This is a genomic window from Microbacterium sp. Leaf203 (genome assembly GCF_001421275.1).
GTDB classification, from domain to species: Bacteria; Actinomycetota; Actinomycetes; order Actinomycetales; family Microbacteriaceae; genus Microbacterium; species Microbacterium testaceum_A.
In genome coordinates this window covers 60,569-77,423 of record NZ_LMKF01000025.1, presented here as the reverse complement: position 1 = coordinate 77,423, position 16,855 = coordinate 60,569, and the positions used below count along the sequence as shown (strand labels likewise).

Here is a 16,855-nt window from a genome sequence, read left to right as displayed (position 1 = left end):
GCCTCGCGCCTACGCCGCCTCGCCGAGCTCGAGGATGCCGTTCTCGAACGCCGCGCGGGCCAGCACCTTGTAGCCGTGGTCGGCGAAGAAGACCGTCAGCCGGTCGTCCTCGATGGCCATGACCGTACCGGTACCGAACTCACCGTGTTCGACGGTGGAATCGATGCGGATGCCGCCGGACTCGGCGTCTTCGGCCGAGGGCTCGACCGGCACCACCGCGCCGGCGTCGCACCGGTCGCATGAGGCGCACTGGCTCGGCGTCTCGACGCCGAAATACTCGAGCAGCGCCCGCCGTCGGCAGTGAGTCGTCTCCGCGTACCCGCGCATGATCTCGATGCGAGAGGCCCGGATGCGCTCTTCGGCCTCGTCGCGCTCGCGCACGGCGCTCACCGCGTCGCCCGCCGAGACCTTCGCAAGCGCCGACACTCCGTCGGGGCCCGACACGGCGAGCTCGCAGGCCACGAGCTGGTTCAGCACCCGGCCGATCGCCCGGACCGAGCGGCCGCTCTCGTCGGCGACGTCTTTCGCGCGCACCGGCGTGCTGGTCCGCTGCAGAACGTCCCAAACGCCCGCGATGTCGGCTCGTTTGGTGTGGCCGCCCGCGAAGAACGAGCGCAGCGAGAAGTCCTCGGCGCGGTAGTGCAGGATCGCCCGCGCGGGCTGCCCGTCGCGGGCGGCGCGTCCGATCTCCTGGGCGTACGAATCGAGCGACTCCGTGACATCGGCGTGCACGACCAGGCGCACGTCGCTCTTGTCCACTCCCATGCCGAACGCCGAGGTCGCCACCACCACGTCGAGCTCTCCCGCGCTCCACGCGGAGTGCACCTCGTCGCGCTTCTTCTGCGCCATGGCTCCGTGGTACGCCGCCGCCCGCAGGCCGAGTTCGCGGAGTTCTTCGGCGTAGGAGTCGGTACCCTTGCGCGTCGCCACGTACAGCAACACCGGGCCGCCGGCATCCTGGACATCCGCCACGACCGCGCGGCGCTTGTCCGCGTCGTGCTCGTGCCGGCGGACGGCCATGTGGATCTCGGGACGATCCATGCCGCGCACCTCGAGGTGGGGCTCGCGCATGCCGAGGCTCGAGACGATGTCGTCGCGGACGGGAGCGGATGCCGTTGCGGTCAGCGCCAGCACCGGGGGATGGCCGAGGGCTTCGATGGCGTCGCCGATGCGCGCGTAGTCGGGGCGGAAGTCGTGGCCCCACGCCGAGACGCAGTGGGCTTCGTCGATGACGACGAGGCGTACATCCGCCTTCGCGAGACGATCGAACACCTCGGCGTTGGCGAGCTGTTCGGGGGCGAGGAAGGCGTAGACGGCGTCGGGTCCCTCGATCGCGGCCCACGCGGCTTTCTTGGCGGCGGCGCCGGCGCGCGAGTTGAGCGCGACCGCGGCGGGGGCATCGGGGGCGGCGTCGATCGAGTCGATCTGGTCGCGCTGGAGGGCTAGCAGGGGCGAGATGACCACGGTGGTCCCGCCCAGCTCACATCCGGCGATCTGGTAGACCGCCGACTTGCCTGCTCCGGTCGGGAACACGACGAGAGTGTCGCGGCCGCTCACCACCGCGTCGATCGCCTCGGCCTGACCCGGCAGCAGGTCGTCCCATCCGAACACCTCACGGGCGGTGCGGGCGGACTGTTCGAGTGTGGCGGGAGCGTTCACGAAGCCTCATTCCTGGGAGAGGTCTCAGCACACCTCAGACTTCCGACACCGCCCCGGGGGTTGCGAGGGCGGCCCGGATCTGTTCTCGCGAGGGGGTGGCCGTGGAACGCTGAAGGTCTCCGAAAAGCGCCGTGGTCATGGCACTCGCGCCTGATCCGCACAAGCGTCCACCCGATGTCGGAGGGGGATGCCAGGATGCCGACATGCTCTTCGGCGACATCGAGACCGCGCTCGCGACGGTGACGAACACGCGCTCGCGCCTGGCGAAGATCGAGGCCCTCGCGGCGCTTCTGCGCGGGCTCGATCCCGACGAGATCGAGCCCGCGGTGGGATTGCTCACCGCGGCCCCGCGCCAGGGACGCCTCGGCGTGGGGTGGCGGACGCTCTCCGCCCGCGCCGGTGATCACGCCGACACCTCGAACCTGACGATCGGCGACGTCGACGACGCGTTCAGCGCGCTCACCGGGATCGGTGGGGCGGGTTCCGCGGCCGTCCGAACGCGCCTCCTCGACGACCTCGCGGGGCGCGCGACGGTGACGGAGTGGCACCTGCTCGTTCGCATCGTGACGGGCGAGTTGCGCACGGGCGCCCTCGAGGGAGTGCTCCTGGATGCCGTGGCCCGAGCCGCCGAGCGGGACGGTGCCCTGGTGCGTCGTGCCGCCATGCTGTCGGGAGATCTGGGCGGGACGACCCGCATCGCCCTGACCGGGACCCCCGAGGATCTCGCCGCGGTCGGGCTCGTGGTGGGGCGCGGCGTGCAGCCGATGCTGGCGTCTCCCGCGACGAGCGTCGCCGAGGCGATGGCTGTGACGGGCCGAGCCTCGGTGGAGTACAAACTCGACGGGGCCCGGGTGCAGGTCCATCGCCACGGCGAAGAGGTGCGCGTCTTCACCCGCACACTCGCCGACATCACCCACCGGGTGCCCGAGATCGTCGAGGTGGCGCTCTCGCTCCCCGTCCACGACATCATCCTCGACGGCGAGACCCTCTCGCTCGACGAAGACGGCGGGCCTCGCCCGTTCCAGGACACGATGGCCCGCTTCGGCGCCGAGACGGCTCGAGAGATCGCCCTACGCCCCTGGTTCTTCGACCTGATCCATCTCGACGGTCGCGACCTCGTCGACGAACCCCTCGCCACGCGCCTCGCCGAGCTCGAACGGGTGGCGGCGGAGCACCGCATCCCCGCCGTGCTCACGGACGACGTCGACGTCGCCGACGCCTTCGCGCGCGACGCTCTCGCCGCCGGCCACGAGGGAGTGATGGTGAAGGGGCTCGACGACCCCTATACCGCGGGGCGCCGCGGCAAAAGCTGGCTGAAGGTCAAGCCGGTGCACACCTTCGACCTCGTCGTCCTCGGGGTGGAGTACGGATCGGGCCGACGCTCCGGCTTGCTGTCGAACCTGCATCTCGGAGCGCGGGATCCACACGGCCGCTTCGGCGACCCGGGCAGCTTCGTGATGGTCGGCAAGACGTTCAAAGGACTGACGGACGAACTGCTGCAGTGGCAGACGGCGCACTTCGCCGAGAGGCAGACCGCAGACCTGCCGGGCGGCATCCGCGTGGCGCCCGACACCGTCGTCGAGATCGCGATCGACGGGGTGCAGCGGTCCGTGCGGTATCCGGGCGGCGTGGCGCTGCGCTTCGCCCGGGTGAAGACCTACCGTTCGGACAAGACCGCGGCAGAGGCCGACACCATCGAGACCCTGCGCGCGTTGCTGCCCGGCGGCGGCGAAGCGGCGACGGAAGGATGAAGCCATGAGTCTGGCCCCCTGGCTCGACGGCGAGCTCGGCTACCGCAGTTTCGGAACCCCGGGAGCCCCGCGGGCCGTGTTCGTCCTGCGCACGGGCGATATCGCGACCACCGATCCCGATGCCCGCGTCACCTCGGGTTTCGACGTGCGGATCGTCGCGGTCGGCCTCGATGCGCCCGAGCTCGAGGACCCACCGGTCTTCGGTGGGCAGACCCCGGCCGGGCTGACGGTCGAGGCGCTGAAGGCGTTGCTCGAACGCGAAGCGCCCGGGGCCACCGTGGGAGTCGTCGGCGAAAGGGCCGCCGGACCGATCGCCCTCTACCTCGCCGCGGCGATGGGTGGTGTCGTCGATCGGGTCGCGATCGTCGGCGTCGAGAGCCCCTCCGACCCGCTGAGCCGCGACCTGCGGACCCCCCTGCTCGACGAGCTCGCGGCCGAGGTGCTCGTCGTCGTGGGCGGCGACGGCCCCGCGGGGCGAAGCGATGCGACGTGGTACGTCGATCGCCTCCGCGCGGGCACCGCCGAGGTCGTCCATCCCGATCAGACCGGCTCGGTCGACGGTCAGGTCACGCTGACGTCGGTGTGGTCACGCGTGTTGGCGCACGTCGCCCCGGGCACCGAACGCCGCTGAGGCCCGCCCTTCAGCCGCGCGCGACGGCCTTGACCTGCACGACGTTGGATTCTTCATCGACCTCGACGTGGTCGGTCTGCGCCTTCAAGAAGTCCGAGAAGCTGCGGAACCCGAGCGCCTTCTCGCTGAACGAGGGGTCGAGGCGCTTCATCAGGTCCTTCACGGCCGAGGCGTGCAGCCACTCGCCGTCGGCGCGCTCCGCCTCGAGCTGCATGGCGCGCTCGAGCAGGTCGACCGCCGGATCCTTAGAGCGCTTGCGTGCGCGCGGCCGCGAGGGAGCGGCGTCCTTCTTCGTCTCGGCGAGATTCGGGATGCCGGGGAGCGAGTCGTACGCGTCGAAGCGGTCGCACGCCGCGGCCAGGGACTTCGCCGTGGACCCGGCCACCCCGACCCCGACGACGTAGCGACCGAGCCGCTTGCAGCGCTGGGCGAGGGGAACGTAATCGCTGTCGCCGGCGACGATGACCACGTGCGACAGGTCGGGGAGGCGGAACATGTCCTCGACGGCATCCACCGCGAGTCGGATGTCGGCGCCGTTCTTGGCGTAGGCGGCGGCGGGGAACAGCTGCACCAGGTCGACGGCGCGCGCGACGAGCTGCGAGCGGTACTCGGCATTCACCGGCGACGACCAGTCCGCGTAGGCCCGAGTGAGCACCAGGGTGCCGAAGGACGCGGCGTAGTCGATGACCGCGCCGACGTCGATGGTCGCCTTGGTCAGGCGCTCGGCGATGTCGGGATCGGTCGGGTTCTCGGCGATCTTCTGCCGGTCACGCGAGTAGGCGTTCCTCCCGTGCACACGGTCGTACCAGGACATGACGATGTTGTCGAAGTCGAGGTAGACGGCGACGCGGGCGGTCTGGGTGTCGGGCATACGTCCAGTCTGACCCGTCGCGCCCGCGACCGGGTAGCCCTCGCCCCTCACCGTTCGCCGGGGTAGACCACGCCGATCTGGCGGCGCACCTCGTCGAGCACGCCCATGATCGCCACGGTCTCGTCGATCGACAGGATGTCGTCGGCGTCCGCTCCCGCGGCGACGAAACGCTCGGCGGCCTGGGCCTGGAACTGCATGCCGCGCCCCGGAACCTCGGAGGTGAACTCCTCGATCACGTCTCCGTCGTGCGAGACGACGCGGAACGACGTCGGGGTGTACCAGACGCGGTCGATCTCGATGCGAGCCTCGGTCCCGACGATCTGCGCGACGTTCATTCCCGCTCCGCGCGACGACGACACGCTGGTCGACAGGGCACCGCCCGCGTGGATGAAGCTGGTCGCCACTTCGGCGTCACTGCCTGCGTCGGACAGACGAGCCAGGGCGGTGATGCGCTCCGGCAGGCCGAGGACGTCGATCGCGAACGAGATCGGGTAGATGCCCAGGTCGAGCAGGGCACCCCCGCCCAGCGCCAGATCGTTGAGTCGGTGCGCCGGGTCGGTGGAGATCTTCTGGGTGTGGTCGGCCGACACGACGCGGATCTCGCCGAGGGTGCCCGCGGCGAGGATCTCGCGGATGCGCACCATGTGCGGCAGGTACCGGGTCCACATCGCCTCCATGGCGAGGAGACCCTTCTCGGCCGCTTTGTCGCGGATGGCCGCCGCCTCGGCGGCGTTGAGGGTGAACGGCTTCTCGACCAGCACGTGCTTGCCGTTGTCGAGGGCGAGCAGGGCGTTCTCGAGGTGCCCGGGGTGCGGGGTCGCGATATAGACGATGTCGACGTCCGGATCGGCGACCAGTTCTTCGTACGAGCCGTGCGCGTGCGCGATGTCGTACTGCTCGGCGAAGGCCCGAGCGCTGTCGATGCGGCGGGAGCCGACGGCGGTGACGTCGAGGCCCGCGGTGCGCAGGTCGGAGGTGAAGGCGTGGGCGATGCCGCCCGTCGCGAGGATGCCCCAGTGCAGTCCGGTCATGCGCTCCACCGTAGCGGCGCCCGCCGACATCGGCGTCGCGCGAGTCTCGAAGGGCCCCGGATGCCGGCATCCCGTGTCTCATGATGCCGGCATCGTCCTAGGCTCGTCGCATGACGGCCGTCGAGCGCTTCCGCGAGCTCCTGTCCATCCCGACGGTGTCGCGTGTCGACCCGGCGGAGGTCGACGATTCGGCCTTCGAAGACTTCCACGCGGCTCTCGAACGGCTCTATCCGCTCGTCCACGCGCGTCTCGAGCGAGAGGTGGTCGAGGGACGGTCGCTGCTCTACCGCTGGGCGGGGGAGAGCCCCGTCGAGCCCCTGGTGCTCCTCGCCCACCAGGACGTGGTGCCCGTGGACGGGCAGGAGTGGGGGCACCCGCCTTTCGCCGCCGACCTCGTCGGTGAGGAAGCGGAAGCGACGATCCATGCGCGCGGCGCGATCGACGACAAGGGGGCGCTCGTCGCGATCCTCGAGGCGGTCGAGGGGGCACTGGCCGAGGGGATCACGCCGCGAACCGACGTGTGGCTCGCCTTCGGGCACGACGAAGAGACGCGCGGCACCGGCGCCCGAGCGATGGCGGCGCTGCTGGCTGCGCGCGGCATCCGTCCCGCTCTGGTGCTCGACGAGGGGGGAGCGGTCGTCGAGGGCGCCGTCCCGGGGGTGGCTGCGCCCACGGCGATGATCGGTGTCGCCGAGCGCGGCGTCGCCACCTTCGACCTCGTGACCCGAGAGGCCGGCGGGCATGCCTCGACCCCGCCGCGCATGCCGGCGACGGCCCGATTGGCCCGCGCGATCGATCGCCTTCGCCGTCGCCCGTTCCCCCGACGACTTGTCCCGCCCGTCCGGGCCATGCTCGCCACGGCCGCATCGCACGCCGGGGAGCCCCTGGCGACGCTTTTCCGCCGCACGTCCGTGTCCGCTCCGGCCGTGACCGCGGCCCTGTCGCTCCTCGGTCCCGAGACCAATGCGCTCGTTCGGACCACGGCCGTCGTCACGCGTCTCGAGGGCTCGGCGGGCGAGAACGTGCTCGCCACCTCGGCGCGCGCGAGCGTGAACGTGCGCCTGCTCACCGGCGACACGCTCGCCGATGTCTCGATCCACCTGCGCCGAGCGGTCGCCGACCCGCTCGTCGACATCGAGCTGCGCCACGGCGACGACCCCTCGCCGGTCTCGCCCTGGCAGGGGGAGGCGTGGAGGCGGCTGTCCCGCGCCGTCACAGACACCCTCGGCGCGGACACCGTCCCCCTGCCGTATCTCCAACTCGGGGCCAGCGACAGCCGCTTCTACACGGGTCTCACCGACGCGGTGTATCGGTTCGCGCCGTTCCACCTCACGAGGTCCGAACGCGACGCGTTGCACGCTCCCGACGAGCGCATCCGCGTCGAGGTGTGGCTGCGTGGCATCCGGTTCTATCGCGCGCTGATCGAGGGCTGACGCGGGCCGAGACCACCGAGTGCGGAGGACCGCGAGGCCGCCGTTCCGCGCCGAAGGGGCGATTCTTCTTCCGCGGCGGGCGATTCTGCTGGCGTCGGTTATTCTCGTGTGACCGGTCACGCAACAGCGCGCGACCCGCAATGAGGCGGATGATGAGCGACACCGATACCCCGGAGGCCACGGGGCGTGCCCCGAGCATCCGCGACGTCGCCCGGCTCGCGGGAGTGTCGTACCAAACCGTCTCGCGGGTGATCAACAACAGCACTCAGCTCCGCCCCGAGACCGCGGCCAAGGTGCGCTCGGCGATCGCCGAGTTGAAGTTCGTCCCCAATCAGGCCGCGCGCGCCCTCGCCACGAGCCGCTCGCGCCTGATCGGTGTGCTGGGACCGCGAGCGACGACCCACGGCACCTCGGCGATGGTGCAGGCGATCGAGTCGGCGGCGCGGTCCGCCGGGTACCGCCTCACCCTCACGAACCTCGCCACCAGCGCCCCCGACGACGTGCGCTCCTCGATCGACCACCTCATGCAGCAGTCCATCGAGGGACTCATCGCCGTCGCACCGCAGACGCGGGTGGTGCCGATCCTCGACGAGCTCAAGCTGCCCGTTCCGGTGCAGATCGTCACCTCGACCGGCACCTCGACGACCCGCAACGACCAGAGCGCCGGGGCGCGAGCGGCCGTCCGCCACCTCATCGAGCTCGGGCATTCGCGGATCCTTCACATCGCGGGTCCGCGCGACTGGGTCGAGGCCGATCACCGCATGCGCGGGTATCTCGCCGAGATGGATGCCAACGACCTCTCGCCGCGTCCCCCCATCCTGGGCGACTGGACGGCGCAGTTCGGATTCGAGGCGGGCCTCGAGCTGCTGCGGACGGAGGATGCCACCGCGGTCTTCGCGGGCAACGACCACATGGCGCTCGGCTTCATGCATGCCGTCCGGGCCATAGGTCGCTCGGTACCGGAGGACCTCTCGGTGGTCGGCTTCGACGACGTGCCCGAATCCGCCCACCTCTGGCCGCCGCTGACCACCGTCCGACAGGACTTCGTGGGTATCGGCACGCGTGCCGTCACCGACCTGCTGGCATCGCTCGGCGAGAGCGGCGACGACGCACGAGTGGCCGAACCCGACCACCTCCGCCTCATCGTGAGGTCATCGACGGCCCCGCCGCGGTCCTGATCCGCGACGCGCTCACGTCACGTTTCGGCAACGGCTGGAGTTCGAGCGCGTCGGGACTTGACAGTCGTGCCGTGCTTGGAGGTAGCATCGCTCACACAATGTGAACGGTCACATGACCGGGTCACACGGCCGACGGGACTCGCTGCGGAGCGGATCCGTCGAGACGAAGACGTTTCGAACGACGCGGGTTGACCGCCTCGCCGAGGGCCTTTCGTTTCGCCCCCGAGACCGTGCGCCCGACCTGCGCCGTCAGCACTGCCCGCGGTGTGCTCCAGGGGGAGCGCCGCGACAAACACCCAATGGAGGGAACCAGAGTGAAGAAGCACAGCATGCTCAAGGCGATCGCGGGAGCGGGCGTCCTCGCGCTTGGCATCGGTCTCGCCGGTTGCGCCGGTGACCGTACCGGCGCCGGCAGCGGAGACTCGCAGGAGGCCGGCGGCACCATCGGTGTGGCCATGCCGACCCAGCAGTCGGAGCGATGGATCGCCGACGGCAACAACGTCAAGTCGCAGCTCGAAGAGCTCGGCTACCAGGTCGACCTGCAGTACGCGAACGACGACATCCCCACCCAGGTCTCGCAGATCGAGAACATGATCACCACGGGCGCCAAGGCCCTGATCGTCGCCTCGATCGACGGCACCACGCTCACCGACGTGCTGCAGCAGGCCAAGGACGCGAACATCCCCGTCATCGCGTACGACCGCCTCATCAACGGCACCGAGAACGTCGACTACTACACGACGTTCGACAACTACAAGGTCGGCGTCCAGCAGGCCACCTCGCTCCTGACCGGCCTCGGCGTCCTCGACGCCTCGGGCAAGGAGACCGGCGCCGCCGGCCCCTTCAACGTCGAGCTGTTCGCCGGTAGCCCCGACGACAACAACGCCACGTTCTTCTGGAACGGCGCGATGGACACCCTCAAGCCCTACATGGACAAGGGTGTGCTGAAGGTTCCCTCCGGCCAGACCGAGTTCGGCCAGGCGGCCATCCTCCGCTGGCTGCCCGAGACGGCGCAGAAGCGCATGGAGAACATCCTCACCGTCATCGGCGGCACCAAGCTCAACGGTGTGCTCTCGCCCTACGACGGTCTGTCGATCGGCATCATCTCGGCCCTCACCTCGGGTGGCTACTCGGCTAGCGACCTCCCCGTCATCACGGGTCAGGACGCCGAGGCCGGCTCGATCAAGTCGATCATCGCGGGCGAGCAGTACTCGACGATCTTCAAGGACACGCGCGAGCTCGCCAAGCAGGCCGTGACCATGGTCGACGACATCCGCAAGGGCGAGAAGCCCGAGGTCAACGACGAGAAGACCTACGACAACGGCAAGAAGGTCGTTCCCTCGTACCTCCTGCAGTCGACGATCGTCACCAAGGACAACTACAAGGAAGTCCTCATCGACAGCGGTTACTACACCGAGGCCGACCTGAAGTAATCCCCCGGAGGGGCTCCCCGTCCCTCCGCCCCGCCTCCGCCGCGGCCCCCCGGGTCGCGGCGGAGGCTCCTGCGGGTCCGCGGCATCCCGCGCCCGCCCCACATTCCGACCGGCCACGCGCCGGTTCTGCAAGGAGGACCTCGTGAGCACCATCCTCGAGATGCGCTCGATCACCAAGGAGTTCCCCGGCGTCATCGCGCTCGCCGACGTGTCACTGACCGTCGAGCGCGGGACGGTTCACGCCATCTGCGGCGAGAACGGCGCCGGCAAGTCCACCCTCATGAAGGTGCTCAGCGGTGTGTATCCCGCGGGCGACTACCGCGGCGAGATCGTCTTCGACGGCAACACCGTCGAGTTCAAGGACATCCGCGACAGCGAAGCGGCCGGCATCGTCATCATCCACCAGGAGCTCGCCCTGAGCCCCTACCTCTCGATCGCCGAGAACATCTTCCTCGGCAACGAGATCACGCACCGCGGTCTCATCGACTGGGATGCCACGAACCGCGAAGCGGCCAAGCTCCTCGCCCGCGTGGGCCTGGGCGACAGCCCCGACGTTCCCGTCAACGAGATCGGCGTCGGCAAGCAGCAGCTCGTCGAGATCGCCAAGGCGCTGTCGAAGGACGTCAAGCTCCTCATCCTCGATGAGCCGACCGCGGCGCTCAACGACGACGACTCCGAGCACCTGCTGGATCTGATCCGCCACCTGCGCGGCCAGAACATCACGTGCATCATCATCAGCCACAAGCTCAACGAGATCCGCGCGATCGCCGACGAGGTCACGATCATCCGTGACGGTCGCACGATCGAGACGCTCGATGTGGCCACGGGCGGCACCAGCGAAGACCGCATCATCCGCGGAATGGTGGGCCGCGAGCTCGAGAACCGCTACCCCGACCGCGACGTCGAGATCGGCGACGAGGTCCTGCGCATCGAGGATTGGAACGTCAGCCACCCCACCGACGCGAACCGCACCGTCATCCACCAGGCCAACCTGAACGTGCGCGCGGGCGAGGTCGTCGGCATCGCCGGCCTGATGGGCGCCGGACGCACCGAGCTCGCGATGAGCGTGTTCGGCAAGAGCTTCGGCTCGAAGATCTCGGGCAACGTCTACATCCGCGGTCAGAAGGCCGACACCTCGACGGTGCCCGCCGCGATCCGTAGCGGTCTCGCCTACGTGACCGAGGACCGCAAGGGCGCCGGTCTCAACCTGATCGACACGATCAAGCGCAACATCTCGCTCGCCGGGATGCGCAAGCTCGTCAAGGGCGGTTGGGTCGACGGCGACGAGGAGTACCTGGTCGCCAACCGCTACCGCAAGTCGATGAACATCAAGGCGCCCAGCGTCGATGTCGTCGTCGGCAAGCTCTCGGGCGGCAACCAGCAGAAGGTCGTGCTGTCGCAGTGGCTGTACTCCGACCCGGAGGTGCTCATCCTCGACGAGCCGACCCGCGGCATCGACGTCGGCGCCAAGTACGAGATCTACACGATCATCAACTCCCTCGCGGCGCAGGGGAAGGGGGTGCTGGTCATCTCTTCGGAGCTGCCCGAGCTCCTCGGCATCTGCGACCGCATCTACACCCTCAGCGAAGGCCACATCACCGGCCAGCTGCCCATCGAAGAGGCCACTCCCGAGGCACTCATGGTGCTCATGACGAAGGAAAAGGAAGCCGACCATGTCAGCGCTTGACAACACCGTGACCCCACAGGGTCCCGCCACGCCGAAGGGCCCCGTCGGCGGCGCCGCCGGCAGCGGTGCCGGCGGCATCGTGCAGTTCTTCACGTCGCGCCTGCGCGAGATCGGCATCTTCATCGCGTTGATCGTGATCGTGCTGCTCTTCCAGGCGTTGACCGGCGGGCGTCTGCTCACCGCGGGCAACGTGTCGAACATCATCGTCCAGAACAGCTACATCCTGATCCTCGCGATCGGCATGGTGATGATCATCATCGCCGGCCACATCGACCTGTCGGTCGGATCGGTCGCCGCCTTCGTCGGTGCCGTCTCGGGTGTGCTCATCGTGCAGTGGGGCCTGCCCTGGTGGCTCGGCATCGCCCTCTCGCTGCTCCTCGGTGCCGTGGTCGGCATGTGGCAGGGCTTCTGGGTCGCCTACATCGGCATCCCCGCGTTCATCGTGACCCTCGCGGGCATGCTCCTCTTCCGCGGTCTGACGCAGATGACCCTGGGCAACACGCAGATCACGCCGTTCCCGACCGAGTACCGCGCGCTCGGTGGCGGATACCTGTTCCCCGACCTGTTCCCGGCGGCGACCTCGCCCGCCGAGTGGATCACGGTCGCCCTCGGCGCCCTGACCCTCGTCCTCTTCGTCGTGTCGCAGGTTCGCCAGCGCGCGAAGCGCGCCGCGCTCGAGCTGCAGAACGAGCCGCAGGTGGCGTTCCTGGTCAAGGTCATCGGTGGCGGCGCGCTGATCGCCTACCTCACCTACCTGCTCGGTGTGGCTCCCGGATCGCGGGGCACGCCCATCGTGCTCGTCGTCCTGGCGCTGCTCATCATCGGCTACTCGACGGTCATGAGCCGCAGCGTCTTCGGCCGCCACATCTACGCCCTCGGCGGCAACCGCACCGCCGCGAAGCTCTCGGGTATCAACACCCGTCGCGTGGACTTCATGCTCTTCGTGAACATGGGTGTCCTCGCGGCTCTCGCCGGCATCGTCTTCACGGGTCGCCTGAACTCGGCCGGCCCGGGTGCCGGTAACCTCTTCGAGCTCGACGCGATCGCCGCCTCGTTCATCGGTGGAGCGGCCGTCCAGGGTGGTGTCGGCCGCGTGGTCGGCGCGATCGCCGGTGGTCTGGTCATGGGTGTGCTCAACAACGGCATGTCGCTGATGGGCATCTCGACCGACGTGCAGCAGTTCATCAAGGGCCTCGTGCTCCTGCTGGCCGTGGCCTTCGACGTGTGGAACAAGAACCGCACGCGCGGTTGATCCACGCTCTTTCGTCGAACGCCCCGTCGCCTCGTGCGGCGGGGCGTTCGTTCGTGCGCGGCCGCTGCCCGCGCGAGGGGTCGTTTCGTGTCGCCGAGGGTCGCCCTCGGCGACCGGAACCGACCCTTCACGCGGATCTTTCGGGATAACCCGAAAGCGCGCGGGGGCTGACCGGGCGGCGCCGGCGCGGGGCCCACCTCTAGCGTGGAACCCATGACCACGGCATCCGTTCTTCCGCCTCCTCCGCCGACGCCCGCGCCCGTCGCCGGCGCTCCCGTTCCGAGGGTGGACCAGCCCCTCGCGCCGCGGGTGCGCATCGCCTCGCCCGGTCGCATCGCCGGTGCGGTGGTGCATCTCGCCGCGCTCGGCGTCATCGGCCCCGGCATCCTGGGAACCCTGTTCGGGCTCTTCGGCGCCGGCGTGGGGCTGCTCGCCGCCCTCTTCATCGGGGTGATCGCCCTGGTCGCCCTCGTCTACGCGCTCTTCGCGATCGCATGGTTCGAACGCGCCCGTCTCGACGGCCTCTACCGCCTGGGTCTGCCGCCCCTGCGTCCCCGCCACAGCCCGCGCACCGGGTTCACCGGCGTCGCGCACACCATCTGGTTGCAGGCCATCGATCCGGGTCAGTGGCGGGCGGTGGCATCGTTCACCATCGCGACGATCCTGGGTCTCGCCACGCTCGGCGTCGCCGGGCTCACCTCGTGGGGGCTGGGTCTGATGATCAGCCCGATCTTCGGGTGGTCCCACCCGCGTCTGCTCGGTTTCGTGCCCCTGCAGGGAGTGGCAGCTCCCCTCGTGGGTCTGCTCGTCTTCGTCGCCTCGCTCGCGGCGATCGTGGGCCTAGCGGTGCTCCACGGGGTCATCTCGCGCGCGATCCTCGTCCCCTCCCGCGAGGCGCAGCTCGAAGAGCAGGCCCGCACCTCCGACACGCGCCGCGCCGGGGCCGTCCGGGCGGCCGAGGTCGAACGCACCCGTATCGAGCGCGACCTGCACGACGGAGTCCAGCCGCGGCTCGTCTCGATCGGCATGACGCTGGGCCTGGCGCAGACCAAGATCGACGACGATCCCGAGGCCGCGAAGGCCCTCGTCGCCGAGGCGCACGCCTCGACCAAATCGGCCATCACCGAGCTGCGGCAGCTGGCTCGCGGCATCCATGCCTCGGTCCTGGACGATCGGGGACTCGATGCCGCCCTCTCGGCGCTCGCGTCACGATCTCACATCCCGGTGACACTCGATGTGCGAGTGCCGCGGCGGTGCTCGCGTCCGGCCGAGGCGGCGGTGTACTTCGTGATCGCCGAGGCGCTGACGAACGCGGCGAAGCACTCCCGGGCGACCGGATGCCGTGTCCACGTTCGACTGCGCGATGACGGGACCCTGTGGGCCCGGGTCGAGGACGACGGCCTCGGCGGGGCGCGGATCGTGCCCGGTGGCGGCCTCGACGGCATCGTCAACCGGGTCACCGCGGCCGGCGGCACCGCCCGCATCGACAGCCCGCAGGGCGGGCCGACCACGGTGGAGGTGAGCGTCCCGTGCGCATCCTGATCTGCGAGGACTCGGTCCTGCTGCGCGAGGGGCTCGTGCGCCTGCTCGCGGACGACGGCCACGAGGTGGTCGCGGCGCTGCCCGATGCCGAGGGCCTCGAGGCCGCGCTCACGGAGACCACCCCCGACCTGTGCATCCTCGACGTACGTCTGCCGCCGACCTGGACCGACGAGGGCATCCGTGCTGCGATCGCGCTGAGGTCCCGGCATCCCGGTCTCTCGGTCCTCGTCCTGTCGCAGTACGTCGAGGAGCAGTACGCGAGCGACCTGATCGCCGACGGGCAGGGCTCGCTCGGGTACCTGCTCAAGGACCGGGTCGCCGACGTGCGCGACTTCCTCGACACGGTGGCCCGCATCGCCGGGGGAGCGACCGTGCTCGACCCCGAGGTCGTCGGCCAGCTGCTGGCGCGGCGCCGCCGCGACGAGCGGCTGCAGAGCCTCACCGAGCGCGAACGCTCCGTGCTCTCGCTGATCGCCGAGGGGCGCTCGAATCAGGCGATCGCCCAGGCGCTGTTCGTCTCAGAGGCCAGCGTCGAGAAGTACATCACCGCCATCTTCACCAAGCTCGGACTCGAGCAGGACGAGACCGGCAACCGCCGCGTCATCGCCGCCCTCGTGCACCTGGGCCACGACCACACCGGAGCCACCTCATGACCTCGCCGACCCCTCTCACGCCGCCGACCGCGCCCTCTCGTCACGGGGTTCCCTTCTTCGTCTCGCTCGCCACGATCGTCGTCGGGGCATGCGTGCTCGCGGGCACGGTCATCGGGACGGGCGTGACCGCGGCCGCGACGCTGCGCGACAGCGGGTCGGGGTACGCGATGAGTGAGACCTCGACCGACGGACTCACCGATCTCGACGTCGATGTGGCGGGCGGTTCGCTCACCATCGCGTACGGCGACGTCTCGGAGGCGCAGCTCGACGTCGGGAGCGGGGCGGACGGGTGGACGTTCGAACGGAAGGGCAGCACCCTGCGGGTGAGCTCTCCGCAGACGAACTTCGTCGGCTGGTCGAACGGCGCCGGATCCGCCACCCTGGTGCTGCCCCGGGCCTCCGCCACGACGAACCTCGACGCGCGGATCCAGGTCGCCGGCGGCGCCCTGTCGGTCGACGCCGACTTCGGGTCGTTGAACGTGCAACTCGCCGGAGGTGACGTGGATCTCGCCGGAGACGTCCGCACCCTCGACGTGTCGGTCTCGGGCGGGTCGGCGTCGGGGACCCTCACGGGGGTGGGGGACGCGACCTTCGAGGTCGCCGGCGGCAGCCTCGCCTCGACGCTGGCGGGAGACGCCCCCGCGCGCACCAGGATCACGGTCACCGCCGGCTCCGCCGACATCACCCTGCCCGACGAGGAGTACAACGTCACCACCGACAGCGGTCTCGGTCGGATCGACAACCGCCTGCGCACCTCGTCGTCGGCGACGGCGGTCGTGGACGTCGAAGCGTCTCTGGGGCAGGTGTCGCTGCGGTCGTGACGACCGCGCGAGGGGTCATGATCTGTCGCCGACGGACCGTTCGGGTGACAGATTCCGACCCCTCGCGCCGCTCGTGACGGCGATCGCCGCGAGCACCAGCACGATGCCCCCCACCTGCGGCACAGCGAGCGACTCGCCGCCCACCGCCACCCCGAGCAGTACCCCGGTCACGGGGTTCAGCAATCCGATGAGCCCCACGGTGCCCGCGGGCAGGTGACGCAGTCCGGTGAACCAGCACACGAACGCCAGTGCCGTCGCGATGACCGCGATGCCGACGTAGGCCAGCAGGCCCGCGGCATCCACTCGGGGTGGTCGGCCCTCGACCATCGCCGCCACCGCGACCAGGGCGACACCCCCGGCGGTCAGCTGCCACGAGGTGGTCGCGAGCAGGGGCGTCTCGTCCCTCCAACGGGTGGTGAGGATCGCTCCCAGCGACGACGCCAGCAGTGCGATCACGGATGCCACGACCCCCGCGACCGGGATCGTTCCGGTGCCGAGCCCCACCACCGACAGCACGCCGACGAGACCCAGGAGCGCGCCGACGGCCCATCGCGCCGTGGGCCGTTGCGAGAGCAGGGGCCAGGCGAGCCCCGCGAGAGCCAGGGGGGCCAGCGCCATGATCGACGCGGCGATCGAGGACGGCAGCAATTGCGCCGCGATGTAGACGAGCACGAAGAAGGCGCCGAAGTTCAGCAGACCGAGAACGGGCGCCTTCCACCACCAATCGCCGCGCGGACGACGGCGTGCGAGCGCCCAGAGCAACAGGCCGGCGGGGAGGGCCCGCAGTGCGGCTCCCCACAGCGGAGCGTCGGCGGGCAGCAGGTGTCGGGTCACCGCGTAGGTCGCGCCCCAGGCCACGGGAGCGACGGCGGTGATCGCGACGAGACGCCACTTATCTTCCATGGAAGACAGT

The 16,855-nt window shown here is 70.0% G+C and carries 14 protein-coding genes; 10 read left to right on the top strand and 4 right to left on the bottom strand.

The window, feature by feature from the left end; genetic code table 11:
- Positions 1–9: 9 nt before the first annotated feature.
- Positions 10–1,659, bottom strand: coding sequence for an ATP-dependent DNA helicase RecQ (locus ASE56_RS10225; protein WP_056228771.1), 1,650 nt, complete (start codon positions 1,657–1,659; stop codon positions 10–12).
- 203 nt (positions 1,660–1,862) lie between these two features.
- Between ASE56_RS10225 and ASE56_RS10220 the strand changes: the two genes are divergently transcribed.
- Positions 1,863–3,410, top strand: a complete 1,548-nt coding sequence (locus ASE56_RS10220; protein WP_056228766.1) for an ATP-dependent DNA ligase — start codon at positions 1,863–1,865, stop codon at positions 3,408–3,410.
- A gap of 4 nt (positions 3,411–3,414) precedes the next feature.
- Positions 3,415–4,041, top strand: coding sequence for a hypothetical protein (locus ASE56_RS10215; protein WP_056228763.1), 627 nt, complete (start codon positions 3,415–3,417; stop codon positions 4,039–4,041).
- Between the two features lie 10 nt (positions 4,042–4,051).
- Here the strand turns inward: ASE56_RS10215 and ASE56_RS10210 are convergent, their stop codons facing one another.
- Both ASE56_RS10210 and ASE56_RS10205 read right to left on the bottom strand, forming a co-directional pair.
- Complete coding sequence (locus tag ASE56_RS10210) at positions 4,052–4,912, bottom strand: NYN domain-containing protein (protein ID WP_056228758.1); 861 nt, start codon at positions 4,910–4,912, stop codon at positions 4,052–4,054.
- 47 nt (positions 4,913–4,959) lie between these two features.
- Positions 4,960–5,943, bottom strand: a complete 984-nt coding sequence (locus ASE56_RS10205; RefSeq protein WP_056229793.1) for a Gfo/Idh/MocA family protein — start codon at positions 5,941–5,943, stop codon at positions 4,960–4,962.
- Between the two features lie 110 nt (positions 5,944–6,053).
- Between ASE56_RS10205 and ASE56_RS10200 the strand changes: the two genes are divergently transcribed.
- The 8 genes from ASE56_RS10200 to ASE56_RS10165 all read left to right on the top strand — a co-directional run bounded on the left by ASE56_RS10200 (position 6,054) and on the right by ASE56_RS10165 (position 15,942).
- Positions 6,054–7,376: a M20/M25/M40 family metallo-hydrolase gene (locus ASE56_RS10200; RefSeq protein WP_056228755.1), complete on the top strand. Its 1,323-nt coding sequence runs from the start codon at positions 6,054–6,056 to the stop codon at positions 7,374–7,376.
- A 152-nt stretch (positions 7,377–7,528) separates the two neighbouring features.
- Positions 7,529–8,554, top strand: a complete 1,026-nt coding sequence (locus tag ASE56_RS10195; RefSeq protein ID WP_056229790.1) for a LacI family DNA-binding transcriptional regulator — start codon at positions 7,529–7,531, stop codon at positions 8,552–8,554.
- A gap of 329 nt (positions 8,555–8,883) precedes the next feature.
- Positions 8,884–9,987: a multiple monosaccharide ABC transporter substrate-binding protein gene (chvE, locus tag ASE56_RS10190; RefSeq protein ID WP_081349887.1), complete on the top strand. Its 1,104-nt coding sequence runs from the start codon at positions 8,884–8,886 to the stop codon at positions 9,985–9,987.
- 160 nt (positions 9,988–10,147) lie between these two features.
- Entirely contained in the window at positions 10,148–11,674 is a 1,527-nt protein-coding gene (gene mmsA / locus ASE56_RS10185; protein ID WP_056229786.1) for a multiple monosaccharide ABC transporter ATP-binding protein, read from the top strand.
- A complete protein-coding gene (mmsB, locus tag ASE56_RS10180; protein ID WP_235556977.1) occupies positions 11,661–12,926 on the top strand; it encodes a multiple monosaccharide ABC transporter permease in 1,266 nt (421 codons plus the stop codon). The genes mmsA and mmsB overlap by 14 nt, the downstream gene beginning before the upstream one ends.
- A gap of 213 nt (positions 12,927–13,139) precedes the next feature.
- On the top strand, positions 13,140–14,468 hold the full coding sequence (locus ASE56_RS10175; protein ID WP_081349880.1) for a histidine kinase: 1,329 nt from the start codon (positions 13,140–13,142) through the stop codon (positions 14,466–14,468).
- Positions 14,456–15,121, top strand: coding sequence for a response regulator transcription factor (locus tag ASE56_RS10170; RefSeq protein ID WP_056228746.1), 666 nt, complete (start codon positions 14,456–14,458; stop codon positions 15,119–15,121). Before ASE56_RS10175 ends, ASE56_RS10170 begins: the two co-directional genes overlap by 13 nt.
- Positions 15,118–15,942 carry a hypothetical protein gene (locus ASE56_RS10165; protein ID WP_056228743.1) on the top strand — a complete coding sequence of 275 codons (825 nt, stop codon included), beginning with the start codon at positions 15,118–15,120 and terminating at the stop codon, positions 15,940–15,942. Before ASE56_RS10170 ends, ASE56_RS10165 begins: the two co-directional genes overlap by 4 nt.
- 15 nt (positions 15,943–15,957) lie before the next feature.
- Here ASE56_RS10165 and ASE56_RS10160 read toward each other — a convergent pair whose 3' ends face one another.
- Positions 15,958–16,845: a DMT family transporter gene (locus ASE56_RS10160; RefSeq protein ID WP_056228740.1), complete on the bottom strand. Its 888-nt coding sequence runs from the start codon at positions 16,843–16,845 to the stop codon at positions 15,958–15,960.
- Positions 16,846–16,855: the final 10 nt, after the last annotated feature.

What these genes read in the sequence shown, in the direction of transcription:
- ASE56_RS10220 (WP_056228766.1), top strand. Translation starts at nt 1,863, where the DNA reads ATGCTCTTCGGCGACATCGAGACCGCGCTCGCGACGGTGACGAACACG.
- ASE56_RS10215 (WP_056228763.1), top strand. Translation starts at nt 3,415, where the DNA reads ATGAGTCTGGCCCCCTGGCTCGACGGCGAGCTCGGCTACCGCAGTTTC.
- ASE56_RS10210 (WP_056228758.1), bottom strand. Translation starts at nt 4,912, where the DNA reads ATGCCCGACACCCAGACCGCCCGCGTCGCCGTCTACCTCGACTTCGAC.
- ASE56_RS10205 (WP_056229793.1), bottom strand. Translation starts at nt 5,943, where the DNA reads ATGACCGGACTGCACTGGGGCATCCTCGCGACGGGCGGCATCGCCCAC.
- ASE56_RS10200 (WP_056228755.1), top strand. Translation starts at nt 6,054, where the DNA reads ATGACGGCCGTCGAGCGCTTCCGCGAGCTCCTGTCCATCCCGACGGTG.
- ASE56_RS10195 (WP_056229790.1), top strand. Translation starts at nt 7,529, where the DNA reads ATGAGCGACACCGATACCCCGGAGGCCACGGGGCGTGCCCCGAGCATC.
- chvE (WP_081349887.1), top strand. Translation starts at nt 8,884, where the DNA reads ATGCTCAAGGCGATCGCGGGAGCGGGCGTCCTCGCGCTTGGCATCGGT.
- mmsA (WP_056229786.1), top strand. Translation starts at nt 10,148, where the DNA reads ATGCGCTCGATCACCAAGGAGTTCCCCGGCGTCATCGCGCTCGCCGAC.
- mmsB (WP_235556977.1), top strand. Translation starts at nt 11,661, where the DNA reads ATGTCAGCGCTTGACAACACCGTGACCCCACAGGGTCCCGCCACGCCG.
- ASE56_RS10175 (WP_081349880.1), top strand. Translation starts at nt 13,140, where the DNA reads ATGACCACGGCATCCGTTCTTCCGCCTCCTCCGCCGACGCCCGCGCCC.
- ASE56_RS10165 (WP_056228743.1), top strand. Translation starts at nt 15,118, where the DNA reads ATGACCTCGCCGACCCCTCTCACGCCGCCGACCGCGCCCTCTCGTCAC.
- ASE56_RS10160 (WP_056228740.1), bottom strand. Translation starts at nt 16,845, where the DNA reads ATGGAAGATAAGTGGCGTCTCGTCGCGATCACCGCCGTCGCTCCCGTG.